A 16,815-nucleotide genomic window follows, 5' to 3' on the forward strand; every position below is an offset into this window, starting at 1 on the left:
CGATTGGCCGATAATCCGGTTTGGCGGCATCGAGATCAGTCTTTGGGACCCACGCGGCCATCGCCCGACATCAGTATGGCGATGGGGCGCGTGGCCGGAATGTGGGTCAGAATGATCATGATGCAGACAGTGATCGGCACGCTCATCAGCGCACCGGGAATGCCCCAGATCGCGGTCCAGAATGTCAGGGCCAGTATGACCATGAGAGGGGACAAGTTCAGACTTTTGCCCAGCAAGGTCGGCTCAAGAATATTTCCGACCGAGAATTGCACGGCCCCGCATCCCAACAGCACCATCAGGAACGGGCTTAGTTCCTCGAACTGGACAAGAGCGACCAGAGAGGGCAGGGCGACACCGATGATCGAGCCGACCGTGGGGATGAAATTCAACAGAAAGGCCAGAACCGCCCAGGTCTCGGCGAAATCCAACCCAACCGCCCACATGACAAGAAAGCTGCCGAACCCGGTTAGCGCGCTGACGAAAGTCTTGATCCCGACATAGCGCTGGATGCTGGCGGACGTGCTGTGCAGCACGTTGCGAACTTTGTTGGCAAGCCTTGGATCCGAGATCGCGAGGTCAATCTTGGTCTGCATCGGCAGGCGTTCAACCAGCATGAACGGCACGTAGAGCAGCACAAGGAAGAAGGCGCTGAGGAAGGCGCCAGCGGATCCGATGATGCTGCCGGCAAAACCCGACAGGTTGATCTGGCTCAGCGCCTTCTGGGCCGCGGCATAGTTCTCGTTGCCGACGAGGGCGACAAGTTTTGCCAGGATACCGGACAGGCGCTCTTCGTATTTCGGGAAAGCCTCGGACACCAGACCGGCCTGGCTGGACAGGATCGACAGGATGATCAGCAATCCAAACAGGATCAGGCACAAGGCCCCAAGATGCGCCATCCATTTCGGTACGGAATGGCCCAGAATGACGATCCGGTGGATCCGGTCAGATGTTGCAGTAAGCAGCACAAACAACAGTATGGCGAAGGAAAGCGGTATCAGAACCGAGGACGCCAGCACCAATGACGCGATGGTCAGAAACAGCAGAACAACCAGCTGATACCAGAAGGTCAGCCCAGGCTTGCCCACGCGCTGGTTGTCGGCCTTGGGTTGAGTTGCCATGCACGTCTCCTGCGGGCTCAGCACCATTGCGGCCCGCCACCGTTGGTCGATTCCGCCATTAGGCACAGATATTCGGCTGTTCTCAAACAAAATTCTCGAAAGAGTTGATTTCTGGACAGGTTGCAAACGGGTCTCTACGCTCGGCCTTGGATCAAATCCAAGGACCAAAGCCCATGCGCCGCACATCGACCAATTCGCTGCTTGTCATCGCGCTTGCGATCAGCGCAGGCATTGCGATTTGGGGTCTTGTCGACCCGGCGGGGCTGGGCCGGTTGGCGTCTGCCGCGGTTGCGACGCAGTTCGAAAGCCGGGGCTGGTTCATCATGCTCGAGGCCAGCGGCCTGTTGTTCGTTGCGCTGTTTCTGGCCTTTTCGCGCTTTGGGCGCATCCGGTTGGGGCCGGATGGTGCCGATCCCGAGTTTTCGACTCCCGCATGGATCGCCATGCTGTTTGCGGCCGGGATGGGGGTTGGGCTGCTGTTTTATGGTGCGGCCGAGCCGCTGACTCATTTCGAAGAGCTCAGAAAATACGAACCAGATCCGAGGGCCGCCGGAAACGCTCTGTTCGTAACCTACCTGAACTGGGGCTTTCATGCCTGGGCAATCTACGGGGTGGTCGGTCTGATCATTGCCTATTTCGCCTTCCGCCGTGGGGGCACTCTGCTGCTGAGCGCGCCGTTGAAAGACGCTCTGGGGTCGGCCCCGTGGGTTCGGGCGATGGGCTGGGGCTTTGACCTTCTGTCAATCGTTGCCATTGCCGTGGGGTTGGCTGGTTCGCTGGCCATGGGGGTGTTTCAGGTGCAGACCGGGCTGGCCGGATTGCTTGGCGTGGCGGATTCGGCGGCTCTGACGCTTCCGGTCTTTGTCGCCATGTGTGTGGCATTTGTCATTCCTCTGCGCCGGGATCTGGGGGACGGCATGGCGAAGCTGTCCAATGCTGCGATGCTGATTGCCGTGGCAATGATGATCTATCTGTTGATCCTTGGCCCCACCTCATACCTGATGAACGGTATCGTGAGCGGCTTCGGAAGATACGTGTTCCACGTTCTGCCCGCAGGGTTTGCCACGGCCGAGTTCTTTGGTGACGACCTCGTCAACTGGTTCCAGGACTGGACTCTGAACTACATGATCTGGTGGCTGGCCTGGTCGCCGTTCGTCGGTATCTTCATCGCCCGGATTTCCCGGGGCCGAACGATCCGGGCGTTTCTTCTGGGTGTGATCGTCGCGCCAACCTTGTTCTCGATTCTTTGGTTTGGCGTGTTTGGCGGGCTTGGGTTTTTTGACGCGCTGCGGCAGCAAGGTTCCTTGTCCGTAGTCAATCAGCAGAATCTTGACGCGACCACATTCGCGTTGCTTCAGCGGTTTCCACTGTCCGGACTGACGCAGACAGCGACCATCGTCGCCGCGTTTCTGTTTGTGGTCACCAGCGTTGTCAGCGCCGGATTTACCCTCGCGATGATCGGAACCGGTGGTGATGAAAACCCGTCTCCCCGGATCCGCACGGTGTGGGGGGCAATTCTGGGTGCGCTTGGGCTTGCCATGGTCTTTGTCGGGGATATCGGGCTGGTGCGATCTGTGATCGCAATTTCGGCGATCGCCTTTGTTTTCATAGTTCCGGTTCTGGTGGTCTGTCTGTTCCGGGTGCTGGCGCGGGAGGAAGGGCCATGACAGGCGAGGTTCTGGATACCGTTCTGAACGTCACCGTCTTTCTGTACCTGGGCTTTCTGATCTGGCTGTGCCTGCGCCCGGATCCCTGAGGCCCGGTCGCCGGGAAAGGGGATGTCGCCATCCATCAAACCTGATGGGCGTAACCCAAAGAACGCGCGCGCTTTCCTTGCAGGTTGAATTTCAGCCATGCCCCATGTTGCGGTCGTCATGCAATGAGACTCCCGCCTTGATCTCGGAGATATAGGACAGCATGCGCAAGAGTTGGCAAACTACAGCGAACTACGTCTTCAGCGCGCAAACAGCCTATTGGCAGAGTACTGGCTGATCCGCTGCCGATCAAAGAAGCCTGGTGGGGCCGAACGTTCCGCCCTATTTGTCTCGTATGAATTTGCGCGCCGGATTCCGGTGTTGACATTTTGTGATCTCGGTTAATAATTTTACCAACTAAAATAATGTTGGTGAGGGCGCGTCTCGTGTATCTGGGTTTGGATCTGGGGACCTCTGGTCTCAGGGGAATTCTTGTGGACGAGGCCGGGCAGGTTCTGGCCGAGGCTGAGGCTGAGATCGCTACGTCGAACCCGCAATCGGGATGGTCCGAACAAGCCCCGCAGGACTGGATCGACGCCTGCGCGACCGTCATGGGCCGGCTGCGTGAGACGAACGGCGATGCACTGGCGCAACTGCGGGCGATCGGACTGAGTGGCCACATGCACGGCGCAACGCTGTTGGATCGGGACGGCACCGTCCTGCGGCCGTGCATTCTGTGGAATGACACCAGATCGGCGCTAGAGGCCAAAGAGTTGGACCAGACCCCCGGGATGCGCGAGATCACGGGCAATATCGTGTTCCCCGGGTTCACCGCGCCCAAGCTGGAATGGGTCCGTGCCCATGAACCCGACCTGTTCGCCCGTACGGCCATGGTGTTGTTGCCGAAGGATTATCTGCGGTTCTGGCTGACCGGGGAATATGTCAGTGACATGTCCGACAGCGCGGGAACGTCCTGGCTGGATGTCGGCGCGCGAGACTGGTCGGACAGGGCGCTGGAGTTGGGTCACATGAGGCCCGATCAGATGCCGCGACTGGTCGAGGGCACTGACCATGGTGGCGAACTGCGGGATGAACTGCTTCGGGAATGGGGGCTGTCCGGCCCGGTTGTGGTCGCTGGCAGTGCTGGCGACAACGCCGCGGCCGCTTGCGGTATCGGCAGCATCGACGAGGGGTCCGGGTTTCTGTCTCTTGGCACCTCGGGTGTGCTGCTGATGGCTCGGAACAGCTATGCACCGGCACCCGAGACGGCGGTTCATTGCTTTTGCCACGCGGTGCCTCGGCGATGGATTCAGATGGGCGTCATCCTGTCGGCGACCAACAGCCTGAACTGGCTGTCACGCAATCTGGGCCAACCGGTCGAGGCGCTGGCCGGGGCGCTGCCCGACCAGCCAAACGGGCCGTCGTCGTTGACCTTTCTGCCCTACCTGTCCGGCGAGCGGACGCCGCATAATGACAGCACCATCCGAGGAGCTTTTCTGGGCCTAGACATCGCTTCGGAGCCGACGGATCTGGTGCAGGCAGTGATGGAGGGTGTCGGTTTCGCAATGCGCGATTGCCTTGAGGCCCTGAGGAGCACCGGTACCGAACCGGCGCAGTTGATTGCCGTAGGTGGCGGTGCGCGGTCCCGCTACTGGCTTCAGACCATCGCCACCACGCTGAATGTGCCGCTGGCCCTGCCCAAGGGAAGCGCGTTCGGGGCTGCGACTGGTGCCGCACGGCTGGCCATGTGCGCAGCCGGAGACGCAACACCCGAACAGATCATGACCCCGCCAGAGATCGACGCCATCATCGAACCGCAGAGTGATTTGACCGAAGCCTATGACAGCGCCTACAGACGATACAGAGCGTATTACAAGGCGCTGGCGCCATTGGCTGGATGATGAACAAAAGTCGCACTGATTGCACTGATATCCCGGTTATCGTCCTGCAAGACGGGGACATGCGGGTGTCATTGCTGGGCTATGGAGCGATCACGCAAGGGTGGTGGTACAAGGGCCAACCGCTGATCCTTGGCTATGACGACCTGACCGAATACCTGAACGACCCGTTCTATCTGGGCGCGCTCGTCGGGCGGGTTGCCAACCGGATCGGCGGCGCAGGGTTCGATCTGGACGGCACCCATCATGCGCTGATTGCGAACGAAGGGTCGAATACGCTGCATGGGGGGGCAGAAGGGCTCTCGCGCCAGTTCTGGCAGGTCGAGCAGCTTTCGCCGTGCGAGGCGGTGCTGGTCCATGTCTCGCCCCACGGCGCGGGCGGATTTCCGGGGGCTGTGCGCTTCGAGGTCAGGGTCCGGTTGGATTTCCCTCGCCTGACATATTCGATCTCTGCCTGGCCGGACAGGCCGACCCCGATCAGCATCGCGCAACACAACTACTACACGTTGGGGTCCGCTCGAGGCATCTCCGAGCACCGATTGCAGTTGGCGTCAGATCGTCACTTGGAACTGGACGATCAGGGGATACCGTCTGGCGGGATCGTCGACTCTGCATCGGTCGGGCTGGATTTCGCGGCCCCCGAACCGATCGGACAGGCCGCCACGGACCTCGATCACTTCTTCCTGTTCGGCACCGGCGGCAAGGTGGCCCAACCGGTTGCCACCCTTGCGGCGCCGTCGGGATTGACGATGACGGTCCATTCCGATCAGCCCGGGGCGCAGGTCTACTCTGCCGCCCATTTGTCCGCGCCATTTGCGCCGCATGCCGGGCTCTGTATCGAGCCATCGGGCTATCCGAATGCGCCGAACGTCCCCGCGTTCCCCTCGATCATATGTACGTCCGAGAAACCGTATCACCAGACGCTGATGCTTGAGATATCCGAGGCAGGGGCATGAGCGTGATCCGTTCCTTATCGGCCTTGGCTGTTTTCGCCAGCTTTGCCACCGGGACAGCGGCCCAGAACCTTGGCCCGGCTCCCGAGTTCATCGAGCCCGACCTTGCGATCGTGGAACTGGGGCAAATGCTGTTCTACGACCCGATCCTGTCGGGAAACGAAAACATCAGTTGCGCCACCTGCCACCACCCAAGGTTCGGGACCTCGGACGGGATGTCGCTGGGCATCGGAGAAGGCGGGGTGGGGCTGGGCAGCGCCCGCGGGCTTGGGTCCGACAACCTGCCCGAGCAGCGCATCCCGCGCAACTCTCCGGCCCTCTGGAACCTTGGCGCGACCGAGTTCACGACGTTTTTTCACGACGGCAGGCTCGAGGATGCTCCTGAGCAACCTTTCGGCATCAGAACACCGTTGGGGCAGCATATGCGGCCGGGGTTCCGCTCGGCATTGGCGGCACAGGCGATGTTCCCGGTTCTGTCGCCGGATGAGATGGCCGGACATTATTCGGAAAACCCGATCAGCAAGGCGGTGCGGCTGGGCCTTCTGACGCAACAGGGTGGTGCATGGGACCTGATCGCCGTGCGGGTGGCTTCGGTTCCGGAATATCAACGGATGTTCCGCGACGTTACCCCCGAAAAGGAGGTCTCGTTCGTAGCCATCGCCAACGCAATTGCCGATTTCATCGCCTTTGAATGGCGCGCCGACAACAGCCCCTTTGATCGCGCGATGCGCGGAGAGGAACCTCTGCCGCCCGACGCGGCGCGCGGCATGCAGCTGTTTTTCGGCAAGGCCGGTTGCGGATCGTGCCATTCGGGGTGGTTTCAGACCGACCACGGGTTTCATGCGATCGCGATGCCCCAGATCGGTCCGGGAAAGGCTGCTCGTTTTGAAAATCACGTCCGGGATGATGGTCGGCTGCGCGTAACCGGTGCAGCGGAAGATGCGTTTGCCTTCCGGACGCCGTCGCTGCGCAATGTGACGCTGACTGCACCCTATGGTCACGATGGTGCCTATGCTCGGCTGGAGGACGTGGTACGGCACCACCTTGACCCCGAAGGCGCGTTGCGGCGCTACTCGATCGAAATGGCAGAGCTGCCTGTCTTTCCCGGAGCCGATGATCAACGGCCGCTACAGGATCCGGCCTTGGTCGATGCCATCGCCGCGGCCAACGAACTGCAACCGATTGCCCTGTCAGACGCAGAGATTGACGACATCCTGAGTTTTCTGGCTGCACTGGAGGATCCTGCCGAACGGCTGGGTGTACCACAGCGGGTGCCCAGTGGGCTGCCAGTCGACAAGTGATCAGCGCCGCAGTCGGATGATCCGGTTGGTGTCGTATGTCTCCCAGTCCGAGCGGTCTCCGCCGGGCCAGACGACACGAATGTCCACGGTCTCGGCGTCGCCCAGACCGAAATGCTGCGGCCCTGCCATCCCGCTGGCATGGCCTCCGCCGATCGTGATCTCGCGGGTCTGAATTCCGGCAGCGGTCCGGACTTCGACAAAGGCGCCGATGGCTTGCGAATTGACGTCGTCCTGGCCCAGATCCACCATGACCCAATTCCCTGTTGCGGGCTGGTTCTCATAGATTTCGGCGGGTGATCCGCGATTGACCACAACCAGGTCCAACCAGCCGTCATTGTTCAGATCATGCAGCGCGGCGCCGCGAGATTTGGCCATTGATGCCACACCGGCCTCAGCCGCGGATTCGAAAAACTGACCGGATTCCAGCTGCAGCAACAGGCTGTTGGGATCGTCCTGAGCCGCATCCGGCATCTGCTCGACATTGCCCTTCGCGACGAAAATGTCGTCACGCCCATCGTTGTTCACATCCGCGAATTGCGCGTGCCAACCGGTCGATGGTCGCCCGTCCGCGCCGATGTGCGGCCGATGTGCGGTCGTGCCCTTGTCATAGGTCGCATCACGCCATGTGGGACCGCCGGCTTCGGGGTCGAAAATCTGGAATTTCTGATCTCCCATCGAGGTCAGGTAGACATCGGGATAGCCATCCCCCGTCAGATCGCGCGAGGCGATGCCCATGCCCCAGATCGAGTAGGGCAACCAACCTTCTGCCTGATCATACAGGCGCGGAGTTTCTTCCAGCGCCCACATCTGTTCCTGTCCGCCACGGACATAGTAGTGCCGATCGTTGCTGATCCGCAGATCCGCGCGCCCGGTCCGGCCCCAATCCGAGAACAAAGCCGACAGCGCACAGTACCCAGGTTCCAGCCGAACGGGCGGGCCATAGGTTTCACCAAGGGGGCGGTACAGCAGAGTGGGGCCGCAGGCCTCGAATGGGCCATTCGGATTGTCGCGGTCCACATAGGTTCCGAAGGCGAGAGTGGGCAGTGTCTGCCCGGGTTCCCACGTGGCCGAGAAGGCCGTGGTCCAGTGGTCATCGGGCTCAAACCCCAGCCCCGCGAATGGGCTGAACTGGCAATCGGGCCCACCTTTGAGCAACAGGTCCGCCCCAACGCGCAGAACCACAAGGTCCAGGATGGCGTCGCCGTCGATGTCCATCGGGTAGGCGCCGGTCACACCTGTCAGGGACAGCGGCTCTGGCGTGTTTGCCTGAAAGGATATTTGCGCCTGAGAGGTGTTTCGGAACAGCTGCGATGGGTTCGCCCCACCAGCAAGGAAGAGTTCCGGCAAGCCGTCCCCGCTGCAGTCGAAAACCGCGACACCGCCACCCACGAAATGCTCCCAACCGCCGTCATAGACATGAGAGGGAACATCGATCGGTTGATACCGGGGGATGGCAGGATCGGCACTGGCGGTCGTGGCGAGGGCCGCCACCAAGGCGAGTTCAGCTCGCATGGGCTGCGATCTCCTGCACCTTCAGGATCGACACTTGTTCGATCCCGTAGGCCGCCGCGCCCTTGGCCCACATGAGGTCGCCCCAATGATGCACCTTGATCTCGGGCAGGGCGGTGTCGACATTCACCACTCCGTTTCGAATGCGCGCCATCACGTCGTCCGAACACAGGTGCTCAAAGCTGACCTGGGCTCCGGACAGAATGATGCAATCTGGGGCAAACAGATTGATGAGGTTTGACAGGCCCAAGCCGAACATCTGACCCGCGCGGGCCAGAACGGAAATTGCCCGTTGGTCTCCGGCGTGCGCGCGGTCGTGAATGTCGGAAACGGTTTTCAGCGCGCTGCTTTGCCCGGCGACCGTCATTTCTCGGATCAAAGCATAGTCGCCGACATAGGCCTCGAGGCATCCCCGTTGCCCGCATTGGCACAGCGCCCCGTCCAACTGGACCTTGGCGTGCCCGAATTCGGCCCCGCATCCGTGGTTGCCCCGGAACAGCTTGCCGTCCAGAACAATGCCCAATCCGACACCGTGCTCGATCGTGACGACAAGAAAGTTCGACAGGCCCTTGCCCAGCCCGAACAGCTGTTCGGCCTTGGCCACCAGGTTCGCATCGTTTTCAATGAAGGCCGGGCAGGGCAGGCCTTCGGCCAGAAACGCGGCGAAGTTCACATTGCGCTCGGTAATCGAAGATGACCAGTGCACGAAATTCCTCTCGGCATCGACCAAACCGGCGATGCCTATGGAAACACCTGAAAGCCCGTCGATCGTACGGTCGATCTTTGCGCAGGTCTCCTCAAGCGCAAGGCGCACGGTGCGGACGAAATCGCGCGGAGACATTCTGGCATCTTGCAGGGCGTACATGTGCGAGGTGACTTCGTTGCCTTCGAAATCGACCAGGATGACCGAGATGACCTGGCGCGCGACCTTGAGGCCCGCCACAAGATAGGAGGGCCCGTCCAGTTGTAGAAGAACCCGCGGCCGCCCGCGTTTGGCCGATTTGGAATGCGCCTCGCCTTCGGTCTCTCGGACCAGGCCGGCGGAAATCAGGTCAGCGGTTGCAGCGGTGACGGTGGCCGGGCTGGTCTGCAGGGCCGATGCGATGTCGATCCGCGAAATCGACCCCTTGGTCCGGATATGCTCCAACACCCGCAGGCGCGTGGCATTCCGTTGGTCCAGCGAGTTTTGAGAAGCCTTGCTTTTCAGCATCTTGTCTCCGCGAATCTTCTGTAGGCCTCAATCTATTGGGATTTGGGACCCACGAACAGAGTAAATATTTTACCCGCTGAAATAAATATGATACGCAGAAATACGAGGGCCGCGAATCATGACGCGATGGCCCCATCAACGGGAGGAAATCATGAAACGAATTCTCAGCTTTTCAGCTGCTGTTGCCATGGTTGGCTCGGCTGTCTTTGCCGAGCCGGTCGTCGGTGTAAGCTGGTCCAACTTTCAGGAAGAGCGCTGGAAGACGGACGAAGCGGCAATCAAGTCTGCGCTTGAGGCCGGTGGGGCCGAATATATCTCGGCGGACGCCCAGTCGTCCTCGGCCAAGCAGCTGTCCGACATCGAAAGCCTGATCGCACAGGGTGTGGACGCTCTGATCATTCTCGCGCAGGACGCGCAGGCCATCGGTCCGGCCGTACAGGCCGCCGCGGATGAGGGCATTCCCGTCATCGCCTACGACCGCCTGATCGAGGACGATCGCGCGTTCTACCTGACCTTCGACAATGTCGAAGTGGGACGCATGCAGGCGCGCGCCGTATACGAGGCGATGCCCAAGGGCAACTACGTCATGATCAAGGGTTCGCCTACGGATCCGAACGCGGACTTCCTGCGCGGTGGTCAGCAGGAAATCCTTCAGGCGGCGCTGGACAGCGGTGACATCGTGATCGTCGGTGAAGCCTATACTGATGGCTGGTTGCCCGCGAATGCGCAGCGGAACATGGAACAGATCCTGACCGCCAATGAAAACAAGGTCGATGCGGTTGTCGCGTCGAATGACGGGACCGCAGGTGGCGTTGTCGCGGCGCTGACCGCGCAGGGCATGGAAGGTATCCCAGTGTCGGGTCAGGATGGCGATCACGCCGCGCTGAACCGCGTGGCCCTGGGTACGCAGACCGTTTCCGTCTGGAAGGACGCACGCGAGCTGGGCAAGGCAGCCGGCGAGATTGCCGTCGCACTCAGCAGTGGCACCGACCCGTCGGAAATCGACGGAGTGGTCAGCTGGACCTCGCCGGGCGGAACGACGATGAATTCTGTCTTCCTGGCTCCGGTTCCGATCACCAAGGACAATCTGTCGGTTGTTGTGGATGCCGGATGGATCGCGCTGGAAGATCTGTGCCAGGGCGTCGAGAACGGCCCCGCACCCTGCAACTAAACTCCAAAGTCCCCGGCCTGCATGGGCGGGCCGGGGACCCTTGCTGAATATGAAAGATCGGAAATGACCGAAACTTCGTCTCAGCCGATACCTCAGAAAACCAAGCCAAGCCTATTCCAACAGCTGGAACTGGACATGCGGCTTTTGGGCATGATCGGCGCATTCGTGATCCTGTGCATCGGGTTCAATATAGTCACTGACGGACGGTTCCTGACGCCCCGCAACCTGTTCAACCTGTCGATCCAATCGGTTTCGGTGGCGATCATGGCCTGCGGTATGGTGTTCATCATCGTAACCCGGCACATCGACCTGTCCGTTGGCGCTTTGCTGGCGACCACCTCGGCGGTGATGGCCATGACGCAGACCGAGTTGTTGCCGCGCGTGTTGGGGATGGGTCTGGACCATCCCGCCACCTGGATCATCACCATCTTGGTCGGTCTTGCCATCGGAACGCTGATCGGAGCGTTTCATGGCTGGATGGTCGGCTACCTGACCATTCCGGCGTTCATCGTGACTTTGGGTGGCTTTCTGGTCTGGCGCAACGTCGCCTGGTATCTGACAAGCGGGCAGACAATCGGGCCGCTGGACAGCAATTTCCTGATGTTCGGGGGAACGAACGGAACCTTGGGAACAACGGCAAGCTGGCTGTTCGGGTTGTTTGCGGCGGCTATTGCAATCTGGGCGCTGTGGGGCAGCCGCCGGGCCAAGGCGGCGCATGGCTTCCCGGTCAAACCCGTCTGGGCCGAGGCAACGCTCGCCGGGATCATTGCCGCAAGCATCCTGGGATATGTGTACATCCTGAACAGCTATGCCATTCCGACGCGCCGGTTGCAGCGTATGTTCGAAGCCCGCGGCGAGACGATGCCCGAGGGCCTGATCGTCGGGTACGGCATCCCGATCTCGGTCCTGATCCTGATCATCGTCGCCGTGACCCTGACGGTCGTGGCCCGCAAGACCCGGTTCGGGCGCTATATCTTCGCGACCGGCGGCAACCCGGACGCAGCCGAGCTGTCGGGCATCAATACCCGCCTGCTGACCGTCAAGATCTTTGCGTTGATGGGCTTCCTGTGCGCGGTTTCGGCAGTGGTCGCCTCGGCGCGGCTGGCCAACCATTCCAACGACATCGGAACACTGGACGAACTGCGAGTGATTGCGGCTGCGGTCATTGGCGGAACCGCCCTGTCCGGCGGGATCGGCACCATCTATGGCGCGATCCTTGGTGCGCTGATCATGCAGGCGCTGCAATCGGGCATGGCCATGGTCGGCGTGGATGCGCCGTTCCAGAACATCGTCGTCGGCAGCGTGCTGGTTCTGGCCGTCTATATCGACATCGTCTATCGCAAGCGATTGGGTGGAAAATGACGCAAGCGCAGGAAACTCAGAAAACGCCGCCGGCATCCGGTCGCGGTTCCGGGCAACCACCTCTGGTCGAGATGCGAGACATTTCGATCTCGTTCGGCGGGATCAAGGCCGTCGACCAGGTCTCGGTCGATCTGTATCCCGGCGAGGTGGTGGGATTGCTGGGGCACAACGGGGCTGGCAAATCGACGCTGATCAAGGTCCTGTCCGGAGCCTATCAGATGGACCACGGGCAGATCCTGATCGATGGCAAGCCGGTCGAGATCAACAATCCGCGCGACGCGCGGGCCAACAATATCGAGACAATCTACCAGACCTTGGCCCTGGCCGACAATCTGGACGCCACCTCGAACCTGTTCCTGGGACGCGAAATGACTACGCCTTTCGGTCTGGTCAACGACGCGGCGATGGAGGCCGAATGCCGTAAGATCATGGCGCAGCTGAACCCCAACTTTCAGAAGTTCAACGATCCGGTTTCGGCTCTGTCCGGTGGCCAGAGACAGTCGGTGGCCATCGCGCGGGCTGTCTATTTCAACGCCCGCATCCTGATCATGGACGAACCGACGGCCGCCTTGGGCCCGCACGAGACGCAGATGGTTGCCGATCTGATTCACCAGCTCAAGGCGCAGGGGATCGGAATTTTCCTGATCGACCATGATGTCCATGCGGTCATGGATTTGTGTGATCGGGCCTCGGTTATGAAGAACGGCAAGCTGGTCGGCACGGTCGATATCGCGGACGTGACCGACGACGATCTGCTGTCGATGATCATTCTGGGCAAGCAGCCCGGGCAAAACTCGGAATAGGGGGCAGGTATGACAAGCGGTTTCTTCGAGGGTATCGAAAAGGTCCGGTACGAAGGCGTAGACAGTCGGAACCCGCTGGCGTTCCGTCACTATGACCCGGACGAAGTGGTGTTGGGCAAGCGCATGGAGGACCATCTGCGCTTTGCCGTCGCCTGGTGGCACTCTTTCGCATGGGAGGGCGGAGACCCGTTCGGCGGTCCGACTCTTGTTCGCCCGTGGCACCCGCAAGACGACATGGGACGCGCCAGGATGAAGGCCGATGTCGCCTTTGAGATGTTTGAAATACTGGGACAGCCCTATTTCTGTTGGCACGACGCGGATATTCGCCCCGAACAGGGCAGCTTTGCCGAAAACCTGCGCACGCTCGAGGAAATCACCGACTATATCGGTGAAAAGATGCAGGCGTCGAGAACCAAACTGCTTTGGGGCACCGCCAACATGTTCAGCCATCGCCGCTGGATGGGGGGTGCCAGCACGAACCCTGATCCGGACGTCTTTGCCTTTGCCGCAGCAACCGTGAAATCCTGTATGGACGCGACCCACAAGCTAGGCGGCGAGAACTATGTGTTGTGGGGCGGGCGCGAAGGCTACGAGACGTTGCTGAACACCGATCTGGGGCTGGAACTGGACCATATGGGACGGTTCCTGAACATGGTGGTCGACTACAAGCACAAGATCGGGTTCAAGGGCACCATCCTGGTCGAGCCGAAGCCACAGGAACCCTCCAAGCACCAATACGACTATGACGCCGCAACCTGCATCGGGTTTCTCAGGAAATACGGGCTGGAAGACGAAGTGAAGCTGAACCTGGAACAGGGCCACGCGATCCTGGCTGGCCACAGCTTTGAACATGAAATCGCCGTGGCGGCGGCCGAGGGTATGCTGGGTTCGATCGACATGAACCGGAACGATTATCAATCTGGATGGGACACTGACCAGTTTCCCAACAACGTGCCCGAAGTCGCGTTGGCCTACTACTACATCCTCAAGGCCGGAGGGTTTTCGACCGGGGGCACGAATTTCGACGCCAAGATCCGCCGCCAGTCGATCGATCCCGAGGATCTTGTCGCTGCGCATGTGGGCGGCATGGACGTCTGTGCCCGCGGGTTGAAGGCCGCGGCCAAGATGATCGAGGATGGCGGGCTTGATGCCGCGTTGACCGACAGATATTCCGGATGGGACAGCCCGGAGGCGCAATCCATGCTTGCCTCATCGCTGGATGAAATCGCGGCCCGAGTGTTGGCCGAAGGTATCAATCCCGAGCCTCGATCCGGCGGGCAGGAGCGGTTGGAGAACTACGTCAACAGGTTCGTCTGACGGCTAAAGGTTCAACGGTTCCGCGCCCGGAAGCCTAAGCCTGGTTCGGTTTAATCAGCCGGTACTCGTGACGTAGGACCAGCTTTGCGCCACCGGGCCATATCCGAATGCGTGTTGTGGGCGTCGGACCCCCGCGGAGGGGGGACAATTGACCCGCATGCCTTCTGGCTTCAATCGGATGCCGGGACTACCAGCCCAAGTTCTTTGTCCGATGCCGTCCCGGCGTATTTGTCCCGCGGCGGCATTGGCCTCGACTTCCAATGTGGCTCGAACGCAAAGCTCGACACTTTGCGGCCGCCCACCAACGCTCCGTTTCCGGCACCTAAGGCATAGTCGTAGTAGAGTTTCACGATTTCTTCTTGTGTCACCTGCCCCGTGGCCTCATGGGTCATGCAGGCGGCTTTCCAGTTTCGGACTCTGTCGTACTCGCCGTTTTGCGGGAGTTCAAAGTCTTCGTAGTATTCCAGAAACCAGAAGCGCTGAAACATCGGTGTGAACACCGCCTCGGCCAACCCGAACTGATCGAACAGAAAAACACCGTTCGGGTTATGGGTCAGAAGAAAGTCATTGAGGTCACGATAAAGCGCGAGCAGTTTTTCGTTGTAGGCGTCTTTCTGCGCGGGGTCCTGGTTCATCACATAGACGTAGCCGGTCATCGTGAAGGCACCCTCTTTGGCAATCAGCATCGACTCGACCGCATGTTCGGCCGGGTCGGTGCGCCGCAGCTTTGGCCCTTTGAGCATTTCATCCAGATAGCGCAGGATCACGAGGCTTTCCTTGATGATCTGCCCGTCCGGAGTCTCGAGAACCGGCAGAGCGGTCGTTCCGCGCGTTTTCTTCAGTAGTTCTGGATCGCGAGGTTTGGTGATGTCCACGACGCGGAACTCCACCCGGTCCCCCATCCCCCGCAACGCCAGCAGAATTTCAAGCCGCTGTGAAAAGGGACACACGGGAATATGGTAGACGATGTGCTGGGTCATGACGTTCAATCCAATGGAGGGCCAGTAAATGACAGGTTATACTTGGCGGCTACGGCCTCGATGTCAGGCATGTCTTCAGGGATTTTATACCGGGCCGTTGCCATGGCGTGGAAAAAGCCCTCGAAACCTCCCGGTGTGAGAATGACAAGGTGACGGCTGGGCTCATCACCGATGACCTTGAACGTGTGTTCCTTTCCGCGGGGTATGAAGATGCTTTCGCCCGGGCCGACACGCGTTTCGACACCTTCGACCCAGACTTTGCAGACACCGGTCAAAATCACGAAGACTTCGTCTTCTGCGTGATGGATGTGCCGTGGCGGACCGCTTCCAACCGGCGAAAGGCTGTCTACAATCGACATGGCGCCCCCGGTTTCGGCGGGGTCCAGAATTGTTTTGTAACGAACGCCCTGACATTCGAGCGTGGCGTCATCAACCAGATGATCATGCATCGCTTCTGTCCTTTGATCCGACATGAAACGAAAGCGCTTTCGGTACCTTACTTGTAGGCGCAAAAAACGGTATCAATCTAACGAAAGTTCATAATACGCGGTATTATCGACATGAATTTCGCAACGCTAGATCTGAACCTGCTCCGTGTTCTTGATGCGATCCTGACGGCGGGGTCCACCACCAAGGCAGGGGAAAGACTTGGGGTCTCGCAATCCGCAGTGTCGAATGCGTTGAACCGCCTGCGGCACGCCTTGGGTGACGATCTGTTTGTGCGGCGGGGAAATCAGCTTGTCCCAACGGATTTTGCGGTTTCGATCAAGGACGGGCTGCGTGAGGAACTCAATCGACTGGAAAGTCTGCTGAGCCACAATGACGATTTCGATCCCAGGCAGGCATCCGAAACTTTCAAGATCGCGGCCAGCGACTTTTTTGCCGAGCTGCTGATGCCCGGCCTCGGGGGCGTTCTGAACCGCAAGGCTCCGAAGATGGTCGCGCAATTGGTGGATCTTGTTCCCGAGAACTATGTTGAGAGTCTTGAGCGCTACAATGCCGATCTCGCGTTGATCCCGGATACAGATGCACCGGATTGGATCAGCCGAGAGGTGCTGTTCCGGTCGTCCTTCATGGTTGTCGGCCGCGTTGACAACCCATTCCTTGCACAGATCGAAGACGGCACCGAACTTCCTATGGAAACCTTCTGCGCCTTGTCGCATGTGCTGTTTTCACCCGAGGGAAAACTGGCGGCGATGGGTGATGCGGCTCTGGCGAAAGTTGGTCGAAAAAGGCACGTCGCGATGACGCTTCCGGTGTTTTCAGGGGTGTGCCGAGTGGTCAGTGCAAGCGATCTTGTGGCCTTGGTGCCTTCTCAGTTGGCCAGGAAGTTTGCGCCGGAGTTCGGCCTGAAGGTCCTTGCCCCGCCGTTCGAAATCGAACCCGTCAACATCATAGCTATCTGGCACAGACGATCTGATGCAAATCCGATGGCAAAATGGATGCGGCAACAAGTGTTCGATCTGCTGAAGCCGCTGGACACCAGGTAGTCGGACAAG

At 60.1% G+C, this 16,815-nt stretch carries 14 protein-coding genes; 9 read left to right on the forward strand and 5 right to left on the reverse strand.

Annotated elements, in window-relative coordinates:
• Positions 1-35 precede the first annotated feature (35 nt).
• Positions 36-1,118 (reverse strand): AI-2E family transporter, encoded by a 1,083-nt coding sequence (locus ACR0MM_RS07670; protein ID WP_170340177.1) that lies wholly within the window; start codon positions 1,116-1,118, stop codon positions 36-38.
• Between the two features lie 173 nt (positions 1,119-1,291).
• Here ACR0MM_RS07670 and ACR0MM_RS07675 point away from each other — a divergent pair, with 173 nt between their 5' ends.
• The 4 genes from ACR0MM_RS07675 to ACR0MM_RS07690 all read left to right on the forward strand — a co-directional run bounded on the left by ACR0MM_RS07675 (position 1,292) and on the right by ACR0MM_RS07690 (position 6,964).
• Complete coding sequence (locus ACR0MM_RS07675) at positions 1,292-2,785, forward strand: BCCT family transporter (protein ID WP_480695400.1); 1,494 nt, start codon at positions 1,292-1,294, stop codon at positions 2,783-2,785.
• Positions 2,786-3,258: 473 nt separating this feature from the next.
• Entirely contained in the window at positions 3,259-4,713 is a 1,455-nt protein-coding gene (gene xylB / locus ACR0MM_RS07680) for a xylulokinase (RefSeq protein WP_480695402.1), read from the forward strand.
• On the forward strand, positions 4,713-5,666 hold the full coding sequence (locus ACR0MM_RS07685; protein WP_480695404.1) for an aldose epimerase family protein: 954 nt from the start codon (positions 4,713-4,715) through the stop codon (positions 5,664-5,666). The genes xylB and ACR0MM_RS07685 overlap by 1 nt, the downstream gene beginning before the upstream one ends.
• Positions 5,663-6,964, forward strand: a complete 1,302-nt coding sequence (locus ACR0MM_RS07690; protein WP_480695406.1) for a cytochrome-c peroxidase — start codon at positions 5,663-5,665, stop codon at positions 6,962-6,964. Before ACR0MM_RS07685 ends, ACR0MM_RS07690 begins: the two co-directional genes overlap by 4 nt.
• Here the strand turns inward: ACR0MM_RS07690 and ACR0MM_RS07695 are convergent, their stop codons facing one another.
• Both ACR0MM_RS07695 and ACR0MM_RS07700 read right to left on the reverse strand, forming a co-directional pair.
• The gene (locus ACR0MM_RS07695; RefSeq protein WP_480695408.1) at positions 6,965-8,476 is read right to left on the reverse strand and encodes a CRTAC1 family protein; all 1,512 of its coding nucleotides are present in this window, start codon (positions 8,474-8,476) and stop codon (positions 6,965-6,967) included.
• Positions 8,466-9,683, reverse strand: a complete 1,218-nt coding sequence (locus ACR0MM_RS07700) for an ROK family transcriptional regulator (RefSeq protein ID WP_170598998.1) — start codon at positions 9,681-9,683, stop codon at positions 8,466-8,468. Before ACR0MM_RS07700 ends, ACR0MM_RS07695 begins: the two co-directional genes overlap by 11 nt.
• A 151-nt stretch (positions 9,684-9,834) precedes the next feature.
• Between ACR0MM_RS07700 and xylF the strand changes: the two genes are divergently transcribed.
• The 4 genes from xylF (at position 9,835) to xylA (ending at position 14,336) form a co-directional block, all read left to right on the forward strand.
• The gene (xylF, locus tag ACR0MM_RS07705; RefSeq protein ID WP_093965002.1) at positions 9,835-10,854 is read left to right on the forward strand and encodes a D-xylose ABC transporter substrate-binding protein; all 1,020 of its coding nucleotides are present in this window, start codon (positions 9,835-9,837) and stop codon (positions 10,852-10,854) included.
• A 63-nt stretch (positions 10,855-10,917) separates the two neighbouring features.
• A complete protein-coding gene (locus ACR0MM_RS07710) occupies positions 10,918-12,216 on the forward strand; it encodes a sugar ABC transporter permease (protein ID WP_170339578.1) in 1,299 nt (432 codons plus the stop codon).
• Positions 12,217-12,287: 71 nt separating this feature from the next.
• Positions 12,288-13,019: an ATP-binding cassette domain-containing protein gene (locus tag ACR0MM_RS07715; RefSeq protein ID WP_093965003.1), complete on the forward strand. Its 732-nt coding sequence runs from the start codon at positions 12,288-12,290 to the stop codon at positions 13,017-13,019.
• A gap of 9 nt (positions 13,020-13,028) precedes the next feature.
• Positions 13,029-14,336 carry a xylose isomerase gene (xylA, locus tag ACR0MM_RS07720; protein WP_480695410.1) on the forward strand — a complete coding sequence of 436 codons (1,308 nt, stop codon included), beginning with the start codon at positions 13,029-13,031 and terminating at the stop codon, positions 14,334-14,336.
• Between the two features lie 170 nt (positions 14,337-14,506).
• On the opposite strand, the gene ACR0MM_RS07725 is transcribed toward xylA, so the two are convergent.
• Entirely contained in the window at positions 14,507-15,316 is an 810-nt protein-coding gene (locus ACR0MM_RS07725) for a glutathione S-transferase family protein (RefSeq protein WP_480695412.1), read from the reverse strand.
• Positions 15,317-15,321: 5 nt separating this feature from the next.
• Positions 15,322-15,765 carry a cupin domain-containing protein gene (locus ACR0MM_RS07730; RefSeq protein ID WP_480695414.1) on the reverse strand — a complete coding sequence of 148 codons (444 nt, stop codon included), beginning with the start codon at positions 15,763-15,765 and terminating at the stop codon, positions 15,322-15,324.
• A gap of 111 nt (positions 15,766-15,876) precedes the next feature.
• On the opposite strand from ACR0MM_RS07730, the gene ACR0MM_RS07735 reads away from it, so the two are divergent.
• Entirely contained in the window at positions 15,877-16,806 is a 930-nt protein-coding gene (locus ACR0MM_RS07735; RefSeq protein WP_480695416.1) for a LysR family transcriptional regulator, read from the forward strand.
• Positions 16,807-16,815 lie beyond the last annotated feature (9 nt).

The organism is Ruegeria sp. BC6 (assembly GCF_056539185.1).

Bases quoted from the DNA above. Each gene is read 5' to 3' on its own strand.
- ACR0MM_RS07670 (WP_170340177.1), bottom strand. From the start codon at position 1,118: ATGGCAACTCAACCCAAGGCCGACAACCAGCGCGTGGGCAAGCCTGGG.
- ACR0MM_RS07675 (WP_480695400.1), top strand. From the start codon at position 1,292: ATGCGCCGCACATCGACCAATTCGCTGCTTGTCATCGCGCTTGCGATC.
- ACR0MM_RS07685 (WP_480695404.1), top strand. From the start codon at position 4,713: ATGAACAAAAGTCGCACTGATTGCACTGATATCCCGGTTATCGTCCTG.
- ACR0MM_RS07690 (WP_480695406.1), top strand. From the start codon at position 5,663: ATGAGCGTGATCCGTTCCTTATCGGCCTTGGCTGTTTTCGCCAGCTTT.
- ACR0MM_RS07695 (WP_480695408.1), bottom strand. From the start codon at position 8,476: ATGCGAGCTGAACTCGCCTTGGTGGCGGCCCTCGCCACGACCGCCAGT.
- ACR0MM_RS07700 (WP_170598998.1), bottom strand. From the start codon at position 9,683: ATGCTGAAAAGCAAGGCTTCTCAAAACTCGCTGGACCAACGGAATGCC.
- xylF (WP_093965002.1), top strand. From the start codon at position 9,835: ATGAAACGAATTCTCAGCTTTTCAGCTGCTGTTGCCATGGTTGGCTCG.
- ACR0MM_RS07710 (WP_170339578.1), top strand. From the start codon at position 10,918: ATGACCGAAACTTCGTCTCAGCCGATACCTCAGAAAACCAAGCCAAGC.
- ACR0MM_RS07715 (WP_093965003.1), top strand. From the start codon at position 12,288: ATGCGAGACATTTCGATCTCGTTCGGCGGGATCAAGGCCGTCGACCAG.
- xylA (WP_480695410.1), top strand. From the start codon at position 13,029: ATGACAAGCGGTTTCTTCGAGGGTATCGAAAAGGTCCGGTACGAAGGC.
- ACR0MM_RS07725 (WP_480695412.1), bottom strand. From the start codon at position 15,316: ATGACCCAGCACATCGTCTACCATATTCCCGTGTGTCCCTTTTCACAG.
- ACR0MM_RS07730 (WP_480695414.1), bottom strand. From the start codon at position 15,765: ATGCATGATCATCTGGTTGATGACGCCACGCTCGAATGTCAGGGCGTT.
- ACR0MM_RS07735 (WP_480695416.1), top strand. From the start codon at position 15,877: ATGAATTTCGCAACGCTAGATCTGAACCTGCTCCGTGTTCTTGATGCG.